Raw genomic sequence first — 13,345 nt, forward strand, 5'->3', positions numbered from 1 at the left:
AACCTCCTTGGGCCGCGCAAGCGGCCTTTTTTTGCGCCGGCGGGACGGCGCGCGGGGCACGCTACAATGGCGCTCCATGCTGACCATCCTTGCCATCACCTTTCCCTTCTTCGCCCTGGTGCTGTGCGGCTACCTGGCCGTGCGCCGCGCCTTGCTGCCGCTGGCCGCCATCGGCGGCTTGAACAGTTTTGTCCTGTACTTCGCGCTTCCCTGCATGCTGTACCGCTTCGGCGCCGCCACGCCCATCGCGCAGCTGCTCGACGGCAGCGTCTTCGGCGTCTACCTGCTGTGCGCCCTGATCATGGTGGGCGTCACCATGGCCATGACCCTGAGCCACCGCATCGACTGGAACAACGCGGCCTTCGGCGCGCTGGTGGCGGCCTTTCCGAACACGGGCTTCATGGGCGTGCCCCTGCTATTGACCCTGCTGGGTCCCCGTTCCTCCGGCCCCGTCATCGTCAGCATCGTCGTCGACATGCTCATTACCAGCTCGCTGTGCATCGCCCTGTCGCGCATCGGCAGCGGCGGCGCGCAGGGCGGCCGCGCGGCCGTGGTCAACGCCCTCAAAGGCATGGCGGGCAACCCGATGCCGTGGGCCATCGTGCTGGGCGCCTTGTCCTCGTGGCTGGAGCTGGCCTTGCCCAGGCCCCTGATGCAGACGGTGGGCCTGCTGGCCGATGCCGCCTCGCCGGTGGCCCTGTTTACCATCGGCGCCGTGCTGGCCCGCTCGCAGATGAGCACTGCCGATCCCGCGCCGCTGGGCGAATATGTGCCGGTGGCGCTGAAAAAACTGCTGCTGCACCCGCTGCTCGTGTGGGGCATGGGCCATGCGGCCATCGCCCTGGGCGCACCGCTCGACCCGTTTGCCCTGACCTGCATGGTGCTGGTGGCCTGCCTGCCCAGCGCCAGCAACGTCACCTTGCTGTCGGAGCGCTTCGGTGCGAACACGGCGCGCATCGCCCGCATCATTCTGGTGTCGACGGCGCTGTCGTTCCTGACGTTTTCGGCGGCCGTCAGCTGGCTGGCGTGATGTTGGCGGCGATCAGCGCGCCCAGGGCTTGCGCCGCACCGGGTTGATGGTCCAGCGCCAGGCCGTGCGCCATGCTGGCCTGGTCCTGCATGCTGCGGTTCTGGCCCAGCTTCCATTTGCCTTCCAGGCGCGCGAGGGGAATCTCGATGCCGACGATGGCCTTCAACATCTTGCCGATGTAGTCGGCCGGCGCATCGCTCACCCGCCACGGCGCGGCTTGATCTGCCTCATGGCGCGCCGTCAGCCGCTCCACCAGTGCCAGCAGCCACGCCGCATCGTCGATGGCGCGCAAGGGGCCGTGGGCATGCACGACCGCGTAGTTATAGGTGGGGACTTCCTTGCCGCTGCGCTGCTTTTCCTCGTACCAGGCGGGCGTGATGTAGGCCTGCGGTCCCTGGAAGATCACCAGCGTCCCGGCCCCGTCGGCGCGCCACACGGGATTGGCGCGCGCCACGTGGGCGCGCAGGATGCCGAAGGGCGCTTCAGGCGTGGGCGGGGCGATCTCGAACGGCAGATGGTCGGCGCACAGGCCATCGGCGCCGTGGCGCACGAGTGCTCCCAGCGGATGCGCCCGGATCAGGCCATGCAGCACGTCGAGGCGTTCTTCGCGGAAGGTCGATGGCGTGTACATCTAGGCAGCTCTTTCCACGACCACCTCGGCCGTCAGCGAATTGGCGATATAGCAGCGTTCATGGGCGTCGTGGTGCAGGGCGGCCAGGGCCTCGGGCGAGGGCTGCGTTCCCGCGAAGGCGATGCGCGGGCGCAGCACGATGCGCGTCATGGCCAGGCGTCCGGCGCCATTCTTGCCCAGTTCGCCGACGGCCTCGTCGCGGTAGTCGTCCACGATAAAGCCGCGCTGCGCCGCCAGCGACAGGAAGAACAGCATGTGGCAGCTGGACGTGGCGGCCACCAGCGCTTCTTCCGGGTCGACATTGGCGGCCACCGACATGGGCAGCGGCACGGACAGGGGCGAGGACGAGGCGGGCACCGTCAGGCCGCCGTCGAACTGCCAGGCGTGGCCGCGGCTGTAGCGCTGGCCGGCGAAATCCTGGCCGTCACGCTGCCAGGCCACGGTGGCGAAAAACTGCTGCATGGAGGCTCCATGTTGTAGGGGATAGTATCGTCATCTTAGCGCCAGTCTTGGCTATTTAAAACAGCCAATAAGTGCTATCTTGAAGCTACCAATTCATGATTGCCGCCATGCCGACTTCCCATGTGAACTCCCTCATCGCCGCCCTGCCGCTCGACCGGGGCGCCGCCGAGCCGCTCTTTCGCCAGCTGTATGGCGCCATCAAGGCCGCCATCCTCGACGGGCGCATGGGCCCCGGCATGCAGCTGCCGCCCACGCGCGCGTTCTGCCGCCTGCTGGCCGTGTCGCGCCAGACGGTGCTCAATGCGTATGCGCTGCTGGCGGCCGAAGGCTACCTCGATGGCACCGTGGGGCGCGGCACCTTCATCAGCCCTGATGTGCCGTTGTCCGTGCCCCCGTCCGCCGCGCCGGCGCCCGGCACGCCCGGCCTGCTGCGGCCCCTGTCGGCGCGCGGGCAGGGCGTGGTGACGGCCATGCGCCAGGTGGCGATACACCGTGGCCCGCTGCGCGCCTTCCGCGTCGGCATGCCGCGCATCGACCACTTTCCCTTCGACGTGTGGACCCGGCTGGAAGCGCGGCGCTGGCGCCGCCCCGACCACCAGTTCGGCTACAGCGACCCGGCCGGCTTCCTGCCGCTGCGCGAGCTGCTGTGCGTGTACCTGAAGGCCTCGCGCGGCGTCCGCTGCACGCCGCAGCAGATCGTGATCACCTCGGGCTCGCAGCAGGCGCTGTTCCTGCTGTCGACCATCCTGCTGGCGCCGGGCGACGCCGCCTGGATGGAGTCGCCCGGCTACCGGGGCGCCAGCGGCCCCCTGCGCGCGGCCGGCGCGCGCGTCTTTCCCGTGCCCGTCGATGCGCAGGGGCTGGACGTGGCGTACGGCGTGGCGCACTGTCCGCAGGCGAAGCTGGCCTATGTGACGCCGTCGCACCAGATGCCGCTGGGCGTGAGCATGAGTCTGCCCCGCCGCCTGGCCCTGCTGGCCTGGGCCGCGCAGCACAAGGCGTGGCTGGTGGAAGACGACTACGACAGCGAATACCGCTACACGGGCGCGCCGCTGGCGTCCCTGCAAAGCCTGGACCGGGCCGGCTGCGTGGTGTACGTGGGCACCCTGTCGAAAGTGCTGTTTCCGGGACTGCGCCTGGGCTACATGGTGGCGCCGCCCGCGCTGGCCGAGGCGCTGGCGCAGGCCAAGGCCGTGATGGACCGTCATACGGCCATCGTGCCGCAGATGGCGCTGGCCGACTTCATCGCCGAGGGACACTTCGGCCGGCATATCCGCCGCACGCGCGACAGCAACGCGGAACGGCGCGACCTGCTGTTGCGCGGCATCGCGCGCGAACTCGACGACCAGCTCGCGTGCGGCCCGGCCGACAGCGGCCTGGAACTGTGCGCGTATTTCCGCGGCGCTCACGAGGAAGAGGCGGTCGCGCGGGCCGGGCTGGAACGGGGCATCGAACTGCGCCCGCTGGGTCACTATGCCGACCCGCAGGCTGGCGCCGCCTGTGCCACGCCGGCCGGGTTGCTGCTGGGCTTTGCCGCCATTCCCCCGGCCGAGCTGGCGCACGGCGTGCAGGAACTGGGGCGCATCCTGCGCGGCCGATAATCTATACTGGCAGCTGCCCGCACACGAAGACCACGACCATGACGAAGACCGCGACCATTACACGCTGCTCCTGGGCCAATCCGGCCAATCCCCGCTATCTCGATTACCACGATACGGAGTGGGGCGTACCCTGCCACGACGAGCGCCGCCTGTTCGAAATGCTGAACCTGGAAGGCGCGCAGGCGGGACTGAGCTGGGAAACCATCCTCAACAAGCGCGACACCTACCGCGCCGCCTTTGATGGCTGGGATGCGGAGAAGATCGCCGCCTACGGTCCCGAGAAGGTGGCGCAGCTGCTGGCGGACCCCGGCATCGTGCGCAACCGCCTGAAGGTGGCGGCCGCCATCACGAATGCGCAAGCCTACCTGCGCCTGCGCGCGGAAGGCCTGACGCTCGACGGCTTCCTGTGGGCCTACGTCGACGGCCTGCCCATCGTCAACAGCTGGCAAGCGGGCGAGTTTCCCGCGAAGACCCCCTTGTCCGACCAGTTGTCGAAAGACCTGCTCAAGCGGGGCTTCAAGTTCGTCGGCTCGACCATCATCTACGCCTACATGCAGGGCATCGGCATGGTCAACGACCACGCGCCCGCCTGCTTTTGCCGCGCGGGGCGCTGATGCGCCGCGCGCTGGTCCTGCTCGACACGGATTTCGACGGCGCCCGCTTGCATGCCGCCTGTGCCGCGCATGGCGGGCGGCGCCTGCACTACATCGCGCTGGCGCCGCGTCCCGTCGATGCCAGCCATCTGCCGGAGGAATGGCGCAGGCAATGGCCGCCCTGCGTGCCGGGCCAGCATCGCATGGTCTCGCGCGACGGCCTGGTGACGCTCGATGTGCTGGCCGGCGATCCCGAGGCCTGCCTGGCGCAGCTGGCGGCGCGCATCGATGCCGTGCACCTGGCGTGGGTGCCAGCAGCGGTGGCGGTGCTGGCGCGGCTGATGACGGACGGCGGCCAGCTGCAGGCCGTGCATCTTGACGAGGCGCAGCGCGCGGCGCTGCAGGGAAACGGCTTTGTCTTCGACGAGAGCCGCCTGCGCGCCACGTTCTATGCGCGGCGGGGAGAGCACGTGGCCGTGGCGGCGCCCGAGCGGCGCGCCATCGTCATCGGCGCGGGCGTGGCCGGCGCGGCCGCCTGCGAACGGCTGGCCGCGCGCGGCTGGAAGGTGACCCTGATCGAACGCCACGCGCAAGCGGCCAGCGAGGCGTCCGGCAACCTGGCCGGCATCTTCATGCCGCAGCTGTCGAAGGACGACAATATCGCCACGCGCCTGGTGCGCGCCGCGTATCTGTATTCGCTGCGTTACTGGACGGACCTGGGCGGCATCGGCGCCGCCTTCGAGGGCGCGCAGTGCGGCGTGCTGCAGCTGGCGCGCGATGGCGCGCATGCGCAGGTGCAGCGGCAGATCGCCGCCAGCGGCATGTATCCCCCTGAATTCGCCCGCTGGCTGGAAGCGCCAGAGGCGGCCGCCATGCTGGGCGCGCCGGCACCCGACGGCGCCTGGTGGTTCGGGCAGGGCGGCTGGGCGCGTCCGTCCTCCGTCTGCGCGGCCATGCTGGACGCCTGCGGCGCCCTGCTGACGCGGTGCTTTTCCAGCAGTGCGCTGGGCCTCGAACGTGTGGCGGACGAATGGCGGGTGCGCGATGCGCAAGGCAGCCTGATTGCGGCCGCGCCCACGGTGATTCTGGCCGCCGGCACGGGCGCCGTGCAGTTCGGGCAGGCGGCCGGCCTGCCGCTCGACGCCGTACGGGGACAGGTCACGCACCTGGCCGAAGGCAGCCTGCCATCGCTGCCCTTCGTCGTCTGCCGCGAAGCCTACATGACGCCGGCGCACGGGGGCATCGTCTGCGTGGGCGCCAGCTATGATGCGGACGCGGATGCCAGCGTGCGCGCAGCGAGCCAGCACGACAACATCGGCAAGGTCGCCGCCATCCTCGGCGTGGCCCCGTTCGAGGCGCCGCTGGCCGGGCGCACGGGCTTTCGCTGTGTGGCACCGGACCGCCTGCCGCTGGCGGGCGCCTTGCCCGACCCCGGCGTGCCGGGGCGCTGCGAGCGCCTGCGCGACGTGCCCCGCTGGCCCGGCCTGCATGGCTTGCTCGGCTACGCCTCGCGCGGCCTGATCTGGGCGCCGTTGGCGGCCGAGCTGCTGGCCTGCCAGCTGGAGGGCGAGCCGCTGCCGCTGGAACGCCAGCTGGCCGAGGCGCTCGATCCTGCCCGTTTTTTGTTGCGCGAGCGCCGTAGGGCTTCCTGATTGCACCCAGAAGCGAGCTCCGGGGTCGGACCCTGTGGGGGAATATGCCGCAATGGGGCATATTCCGATTCCGAAGGAACTGACCCCATATACGTTTTTCAGCTTTCCAAACTCTTTTTAATTTGTTTTCCGAACAACATAAGTTCGCTACAGTGGACGCGTGCTTGTCTTTGATGACGGAATAAAGAGGTGGAACGATGGCTGCTGCAGAACTGATTTTCGATCCCCGCGCCGCGCACGGCGAGGCGGCGTTTGACGAAGTGCTCAATCTCGCGCGCACCCAGGCGCAGGCGCAGGGCTTGCCGTATGCGGGCATCGTCAGCGCGCAGGATGCGTGGCAGCTGGTGCAGGCCGGCAAAGCCGTGCTGGTCGACGTGCGCACCAATGAAGAACGCACTTTCGTCGGCTACGTGCCCGCCTCGCTGCATGTGGCGTGGGCGACTGGCACGGCCATGAACCGCAATCCGCGCTTCACGCGCGAGCTGGAAGCGAAGGCGGGCGGCAAGGAGGCCGTGGTGCTGCTGCTGTGCCGCAGCGGCAAGCGTTCGGCGCTGGCGGCCGAAGCGGCGGCCAAGGCAGGTTTTTCCAGCGTCTTCAATATCGCACAAGGCTTCGAGGGCGACCTTGACGCACATCAGCAGCGCGGCCACAGCGGTGGCTGGCGCTGGCATGCGCTGCCCTGGCTGCAAGACTAATCCACCCCTCAGGACCACCATGAACCAGCGTGCCTTGCCTCCCGCCTCCCTCGCCGCGCAGCCGCAATGGGAGCTGCGCCAGATCGTCGATGAATTGCGCGCCGTGCGCGAACGCTGGCGCGACGGCTTATTGCGCCACCAGGAGTGCGGTGCGCGCGAATTCCCCTCGCGCCAGCACCTGCGCGACATCGTCACCGCCCTGTGCGCGGCGCTGTTTCCCATGCGTCTGGGGCCGCTCGACCTGCAGCAGGAGAGCGAGGATTTCTTTGTCGGCCACACGCTCGACACGACCTTGACGGGCTTGCACGAACAGGTGCGGCGCGAACTCAGTTACCACGCGCGCCAGCATGGCTTGCAGCAGACGGTGTCCATCGAACAGCAGGCGCTGGCCATCGTGCAGCGCTTTGCCCGCGCGCTGCCGCGCATCCGCGCCCAGCTCGACACGGACGTGGCGGCCGCCTTCCATGGCGACCCGGCCGCGCACAGTGTCGATGAGGTGCTGCTGTGCTATCCGGGCATCCTGGCCATCATCCATTACCGCCTGGCGCACACCCTGTATGCGCTGGGTGCGCCGCTGGTGGCGCGCATCATCGCCGAAGTGGCCCATTCGCAGACGGGCATCGACATCCACCCGGGCGCCGTCATCGGCAGCAGTTTCTTCATCGACCACGGCACGGGCGTGGTGATCGGCGAGACGGCCATCATCGGCGAACGGGTGCGCATCTACCAGGCCGTCACCCTGGGCGCCAAGCGCTTTCCCGCCGGCGAGGACGGCGTACTGAAAAAGGGACTGGCACGCCACCCCATCGTGCAGGACGACGTGGTCATCTACGCGGGCGCCACGATACTGGGCAGGGTGACCATCGGCCAGGGCTCCGTCATCGGCGGCAATGTCTGGCTGACCCGTAACGTGGCCCCCGGCAGCAACATCACGCAAGCCCACAACCAGCAGGAGGCGCCAGAATTGCAGCCGCCCTTGCATCCCGCTTTTGCCCACCACCCATGAGGACAGCATGTTGATCAAACAGTTTGGACTGGCCGTGCGCCAGTTGCGCGAAGGGCATGGCTGGTCGCAGGAGCGGCTGGCCGAAGCGGCCGACCTGAACCGCTCCTTCATCGGCGAAATCGAACGGGGCGCCGCCACGCCGTCGCTGCTGACGGTGGAAAAGCTGGCCGGCGCGCTGGGCATCGGCCTGGCGGGCCTGATGGCCCGCTGCGAACCGGAACTGGTGGATTAATGCGGGCCTGGTGGCGATAGCATGTTGAGCAAATGAGAGGGGCGCCCGATACTTTATTTGTTTTCCGGATAAGCATATTCACTTTTCTCATTAGGAGTCGTCGATGGCCGAAGCAACCCCCGATAGCCAGTTTGCGCTGGGCGATAACGCCGCGCGCCAGCTGGCCAATGCCAGCAAGAGCGTTCCCCAGCTGTCCACCATCACGCCGCGCTGGCTGGTGCACCTGCTGCAATGGCTGCCCGTGGAAGCGGGTATCTACCGCCTCAACCGCGTAAAAAATCCCAAGGACGTGCGCGTGGCCTGCTCGCAGCGCGACGAATCGGAACTGCCGCAAACCTTCGTCGACTACGACGAGCAGCCGCGCGAGTATTTTCTCAATGCCGTCAGCACGGTGCTCGACGTGCACACGCGCGTGTCGGACCTGTACAGCAGCCCGCACGACCAGATCAAGGAGCAGCTGCGCCTGACCATCGAGACGATCAAGGAGCGCCAGGAAAGCGAATTGATCAACAATCCCGATTACGGCCTGCTGGCCAGCGTGCACGACGACCAGCGCATCTTCACCCTGACGGGCGCGCCCACGCCGGACGACCTCGACGAACTGCTGACGAAGGTATGGAAGGAGCCGGGCTTCTTCCTCGCCCACCCGCTGGCCATCGCCGCCTTTGGCCGCGAATGCACGCGCCGCGGCGTGCCGCCGCCCACCGTCAGCCTGTTCGGTTCCCAGTTCCTCACGTGGCGCGGCGTGCCGCTGGTGCCATCCGATAAGCTGCCCATCGAGGACGGCAAGACGAAGATCATTTTGCTGCGCGCGGGCGAACAGCGCCAGGGCGTGATCGGCCTGTTCCAGCCCGGCCTGGCGGGCGAGCAAAGCCCGGGCCTGTCCGTGCGCTTCATGGGCATCAACCGCCACGCGATTTCGTCCTACCTGATTTCGCTGTATTGCTCGCTGGCCGTGCTGACCGACGATGCGCTGGCCGTACTGGAAGACGTGGAGATCGGTAAATACCATGACTACCCAGACACCTACAAGTGATGGCGCGGCGGCCTTGCCCGCCGTCCCGTTTTTGCCCGATGAAGCGACCCTGAACCGCCTGGCGGGCGAATTCTTTGCCCGTTTTCCGGGCTTGGACAAGTCGCCCAGTCTTGGCGGCTCGGGCAGCGTGCTCGATGCGGCGCCCCGCTATGCGAACCGCCCGCCGCCGCAGCCAGGTCCTGCGTTCGCCGCCATCGCTCCCGGCGTGGCGACGGCGCAGGTGCCGCCCGTGACGGCGCCGCTGGAAGCGCCGGTTGCGCCGGCGCCCGCGTTCGTGCCGACGCCGCGCTTGTCGGCGATCAATGCACCCGCAGCGCCATCGCCGTATTATTTTCTGGGTGGCGCGCATGGTTATCCCGCGTCGGGCAATGGCCTTGATGGTCTGGCGCGGCAGGGGCTGGGGCAGGCCGCGCCCGATGATCTGCGGGGCCTGTTTGCCACGCCGCGGCAGGCGCCCGCGCGCCAGCTGCCCGTGGCGCCATCCGGCGGCCCGCCCGCGTTCTATTTCCAGACCGAGCTGCCGGCGCAGCAGCAAGGGCATGGGCAGGCGCCGGCGCCATTCGACGTGCATGCCGTGCGGCGCGATTTTCCCGTGCTGGCCGAACGGGTCAACGGCAAGCCGCTGGCCTGGTTCGACAATGCGGCCACCACGCACAAGCCGCAGTCGGTGATCGACCGGGTGTCGTATTTCTACGCGCACGAGAATTCGAACATCCACCGCGCCGCGCATGCGCTGGCGGCGCGCGCCAGCGATGCGTACGAGGCTGCGCGCGCCAAGGTGGCGCATTTTCTGGGCGCCGCCTCGGCCAATGAAATCATTTTCGTGCGCGGCGCCACGGAAGGCATCAATCTGATCGCCAATACCTTCGGGCGCAAATACATAGGCAGCGGCGACGAAATCATCGTCTCGCAGCTGGAGCACCACGCCAATATCGTGCCGTGGCAGCAACTGGCGGCGGAGAAGGGCGCGACACTGCGCGTCATCCCCGTCGACGACAGCGGGCAGATACTGCTCGATGAATTCCGCAAGCTGCTCAACGGGCGCACGAAACTGGTGTCCGTGACGCAGGTGTCGAATGCACTGGGCACGGTGACGCCCGTGGCGCAGATCATCGCGCTGGCGCATGCGGCCGGCGTGCGCGTGCTGGTCGACGGCGCGCAGGCCGTGTCGCACCTGCGCGTGGACGTGCAGGCGCTGGGCGCCGATTTCTACGTGTTTTCGGGGCATAAAGTGTTCGGCCCGACGGGCATCGGCGCCGTGTACGGCAAGGCGGACTTGCTGGAGCAGCTGCCGCCCTGGCAGGGCGGCGGCAACATGATCGCCGACGTGACGTTCGAGCGCACCGTCTACCAGGGCGTGCCGAACCGCTTCGAGGCGGGCACGGGCAATATCGCGGACGCCGTGGGCCTGGGCGCAGCCATCGATTACGTGCAACGCATCGGCCTGGACAACATCGCCGCCTACGAGCACGCGCTGCTGGACTACGCCACGCATCACTTGCAGGCCATTCCCGGCGTGCGCCTGATCGGCACGGCGCCGGACAAGGCCAGCGTGGCCTCGTTCGTGCTGGCCGGCTACGCGCCGGCGGAAGTGGGGCAGGCCCTGAACGAAGAGGGTATCGCCGTGCGCTCCGGCCACCACTGCGCCCAGCCTATCCTGCGCCGCTTCGGCGTGGAAGCGACCGTGCGGCCCTCGTTCGCCTTCTACAACACCTACGAGGAGATCGACCGCATGATCGCCGTGGTGCGCCGCCTGGCGGCTGCCCGTCGCTGACGCTGTTGCTTCACCGTCCGATGCCGTCCCTGCGCCAGCGGGGGCGGCATTGTTGCGTCATGTCACGGACTTTGCGCGCGGCTGGCTGGCGCCCGCGGGCGGGCGGTATAATTTATCCTTGGCAATATTTGAGCCGCGGCGCCGTGCCGCCGGCGCCCGAGGAGATATCCGGTGGAAGATCAACACAGCTCGCCCGAGCTTTTCCTGTTCCTGGCGTCGACCGTGCACGACATGAAAAATTCGATCAGCGTTGTCAGCGGCACGCTGGAGTCGCTGCTGGCGGCCGAGCAGGCGAAAGCGTCCCCGCAGGCGGACCCCGCCTACCTGCAGATGGCGCAGATGCTGTACCAGACCAAGCGCCTCAACGATAACCTGATCCAGCTGCTGGCCCTGTACAAGGAAGTGGGCAAGCCCGGCTACCCCTTCGACGTGCAGCCGCAGCTGGTGGGCCAGGTGATCGACCAGGTGGTGGACCAGGAAAAGATCCTGCTGGCGTCGAAAGGCATCCGCCTGGAGACGGCCTGCCCGCCGGACCTGATCTGGACCCTGGACGAAGACCTTGTCATCGGCGTGCTGGCGCATGCCATCAACAACGCCATCCGCTACACGCGCGACACGATCCGCCTGTCCGTGCGCGAGGCCGGCGGCCTGCTGGAGCTGCGCGTGGAAGACAATGGCGAAGGCTATACGCAAGCCTTGCTCGACGCGGGCAGCGCGGCCATGGACGGCATGGCCGCCGGCGTGAACTTTTCCACCAACAGCACGGGCCTGGGCCTGTATTTTTCCAGCGAAGTGGCGAAGATGCACAAGCACCGGGGGCAGGGCGGCAGCATCGCCCTGGAAAACGGCGGCGCCCTGGGCGGCGGCTGCTTCATCCTGCGCCTGCCCTGAACGAGGACACCATGGCAACCGACAGCCACGCCACCGCCGCCGAAGCGGGCAGCACCGATTGGGCCGACAAGCATTACCTGCTGGTCGACGACTTCATCGGCATCCGCATCCTGCTGCGCGAATCGCTGCGCAACCTGGGTGCGCGCCATATCGACCAGGCGGCCAGCGGCGGCGAAGCCATGAAGCTGCTGGCCAAGACGCGCTACGACGTGGTGCTGTGCGATTACAACCTGGGTGAAGGCAAGAACGGCCAGCAGGTGCTGGAAGAGACGCGCGTGCGCAACCTGACGGCGCCGTCCAGCGTATGGCTGATGGTGTCGGCCGAGAAAAGCGTGGAATCCGTGATGGGCGCCGCCGAGCACCAGCCGGACGCCTACCTGATCAAGCCCATCACGGAAGGCGTGCTGCTCACGCGCCTGAACCGCGTGTGGCACAAGAAGCAGGTGTTCCGCGAAATCGACCAGGCCTGCATGGAAAAGGATTATCTGCGCGCGGCCAAGCTGTGCGACGCGCAGATCGAGGTCAACAAGCTGCACGAGCTGGAACTGCTGCGCATGAAGGCCAGTTTGCTGCTGAAGAGCGGCGAGCCGGAAAAGGCCCGCGCCGTGTACGAAAAGGTGCTGGCCGAGCGCGACTACAGCTGGGCCAGGGCGGGGCTGGGCAAGATCCGCATGAACAATGGCGAGCACGAGGCGGCGCGGCAGATCTTCCAGGGCGTGATCGTGGAAAACAAGTACTACATCGATGCCTACGACCAGATGGCCGTCGCCTACCAGCTCATGGGCCAGCACGAGGAAGCGTGCGGCGTGCTGGAAAAGGCGGCGCGCCTGTCGCCCAATTCCGTGCCGCGCCAGCGCAACCTGGGCCAGGCTGCCTTAAAAATAGGCAATGTCAGCATGGCGGAAAAGGCTTTCCGCAAATGCATCTCCATCGGCGAATTTTCCGTCATGAAGACGCCGGACGCCTACCTGGGCCTGGCGCGCGTGTGCGGCCTGAAAAAGGATGCCAAGGAAGCGCTGCAGTGGCTGCTGCTGGCGCAACGCGAATTCTCGCCCGAGCAGATCGGCTTGCGGGCGAAGATCACGGAAGGCATGGTGCACCACGAAACGGGCGATTACCGGCGCGCGCGCAAGTGCGGCGACGAACTGGAAGCCATGCTGGCCGAAGACCCGGCGCGGCCCGAGAAAAGCATCTGCATGGAGCTGGCGACCCTGCTGTTCGCCGTCGGCGTGAAGGATGCGCCGGCCGGCCTGCTGTGCTACGTGGTGAAGAACAACCACGACAACCAGGTGGTGCAGGACGAGGTGCAGAAGATCTTCGACAAGGCGAAGATGGGCGACGAGGGCACGAGCCTGATCATCGCTTCGCGCAAGGAAGCGTCGGACCTGATGAACAAGGGCGTGCTGCTGTGGAAGACGGACAAGCTCAACGAAGCGGTTGCCTGGATGCGCGCGGCGCGCGAAAAGCTGCCCAACAACCTGCGCATCCTGTTCAATTCCGCGCAAATCATCGTGTCGTTCCTGCAGCAACGGGGCTACCAGGCGGACTTGGCGGCGGAAGCCATGGAAGTGTTGTTGTATGTAGACAAAATTGCACCAGGGCAGCAGCGCTTCGCCCAATTGATGGAGCAGCTGGTGCACCTGACGCCTCCGCCCGAGATGCAGGAGGTGGCCGTGGTACTGGAAAAAGCCCCGCCGGGGCCGGAAAAAGGGGGAAAAGTCGTGCGCCAGCGTCCCGGATGA

The 13,345-nt window shown here is 67.5% G+C and carries 13 protein-coding genes; 11 read left to right on the forward strand and 2 right to left on the reverse strand.

What is annotated here, in order from left to right:
• Positions 1 to 76: 76 nt before the first annotated feature.
• The gene (locus EBS11_RS11125) at positions 77 to 1,030 is read left to right on the forward strand and encodes an AEC family transporter (RefSeq protein ID WP_290603000.1); all 954 of its coding nucleotides are present in this window, start codon (positions 77 to 79) and stop codon (positions 1,028 to 1,030) included.
• Here EBS11_RS11125 and EBS11_RS11130 read toward each other — a convergent pair.
• Positions 1,014 to 1,661, reverse strand: a complete 648-nt coding sequence (locus EBS11_RS11130) for an FMN-binding negative transcriptional regulator (protein WP_290603002.1) — start codon at positions 1,659 to 1,661, stop codon at positions 1,014 to 1,016. The genes EBS11_RS11125 and EBS11_RS11130 overlap by 17 nt on opposite strands.
• On the reverse strand, positions 1,662 to 2,123 hold the full coding sequence (locus tag EBS11_RS11135; protein WP_290603004.1) for an OsmC family protein: 462 nt from the start codon (positions 2,121 to 2,123) through the stop codon (positions 1,662 to 1,664).
• 107 nt (positions 2,124 to 2,230) lie between these two features.
• On the opposite strand from EBS11_RS11135, the gene EBS11_RS11140 reads away from it, so the two are divergent.
• The 10 genes from EBS11_RS11140 to EBS11_RS11185 all read left to right on the forward strand — a co-directional run bounded on the left by EBS11_RS11140 (position 2,231) and on the right by EBS11_RS11185 (position 13,345).
• Positions 2,231 to 3,724, forward strand: coding sequence for a PLP-dependent aminotransferase family protein (locus EBS11_RS11140; RefSeq protein ID WP_290603009.1), 1,494 nt, complete (start codon positions 2,231 to 2,233; stop codon positions 3,722 to 3,724).
• Positions 3,725 to 3,762: 38 nt separating this feature from the next.
• Positions 3,763 to 4,338 (forward strand): DNA-3-methyladenine glycosylase I, encoded by a 576-nt coding sequence (locus EBS11_RS11145; protein WP_290603015.1) that lies wholly within the window; start codon positions 3,763 to 3,765, stop codon positions 4,336 to 4,338.
• Entirely contained in the window at positions 4,338 to 5,969 is a 1,632-nt protein-coding gene (mnmC, locus tag EBS11_RS11150) for an FAD-dependent 5-carboxymethylaminomethyl-2-thiouridine(34) oxidoreductase MnmC (RefSeq protein WP_290603020.1), read from the forward strand. Before EBS11_RS11145 ends, mnmC begins: the two co-directional genes overlap by 1 nt.
• Before the next feature lie 197 nt (positions 5,970 to 6,166).
• Entirely contained in the window at positions 6,167 to 6,664 is a 498-nt protein-coding gene (locus tag EBS11_RS11155) for a rhodanese-like domain-containing protein (RefSeq protein ID WP_290603021.1), read from the forward strand.
• Between the two features lie 19 nt (positions 6,665 to 6,683).
• Positions 6,684 to 7,670 (forward strand): serine O-acetyltransferase EpsC, encoded by a 987-nt coding sequence (gene epsC, locus EBS11_RS11160; protein WP_290603023.1) that lies wholly within the window; start codon positions 6,684 to 6,686, stop codon positions 7,668 to 7,670.
• Between the two features lie 7 nt (positions 7,671 to 7,677).
• A complete protein-coding gene (locus EBS11_RS11165) occupies positions 7,678 to 7,902 on the forward strand; it encodes a helix-turn-helix transcriptional regulator (RefSeq protein ID WP_034784364.1) in 225 nt (74 codons plus the stop codon).
• 103 nt (positions 7,903 to 8,005) lie between these two features.
• A complete protein-coding gene (locus tag EBS11_RS11170) occupies positions 8,006 to 8,938 on the forward strand; it encodes a family 2A encapsulin nanocompartment shell protein (RefSeq protein WP_092801784.1) in 933 nt (310 codons plus the stop codon).
• A complete protein-coding gene (locus tag EBS11_RS11175) occupies positions 8,913 to 10,712 on the forward strand; it encodes a family 2A encapsulin nanocompartment cargo protein cysteine desulfurase (protein WP_290603032.1) in 1,800 nt (599 codons plus the stop codon). Before EBS11_RS11170 ends, EBS11_RS11175 begins: the two co-directional genes overlap by 26 nt.
• 171 nt (positions 10,713 to 10,883) lie before the next feature.
• Positions 10,884 to 11,603, forward strand: coding sequence for a HAMP domain-containing sensor histidine kinase (locus tag EBS11_RS11180; protein WP_290603035.1), 720 nt, complete (start codon positions 10,884 to 10,886; stop codon positions 11,601 to 11,603).
• A gap of 11 nt (positions 11,604 to 11,614) precedes the next feature.
• Entirely contained in the window at positions 11,615 to 13,345 is a 1,731-nt protein-coding gene (locus EBS11_RS11185) for a tetratricopeptide repeat-containing response regulator (protein ID WP_290603037.1), read from the forward strand.

The sequence above is a fragment of the Janthinobacterium sp. genome (assembly GCF_009923995.1).
Lineage (GTDB): Bacteria > Pseudomonadota > Gammaproteobacteria > Burkholderiales > Burkholderiaceae_D > Janthinobacterium.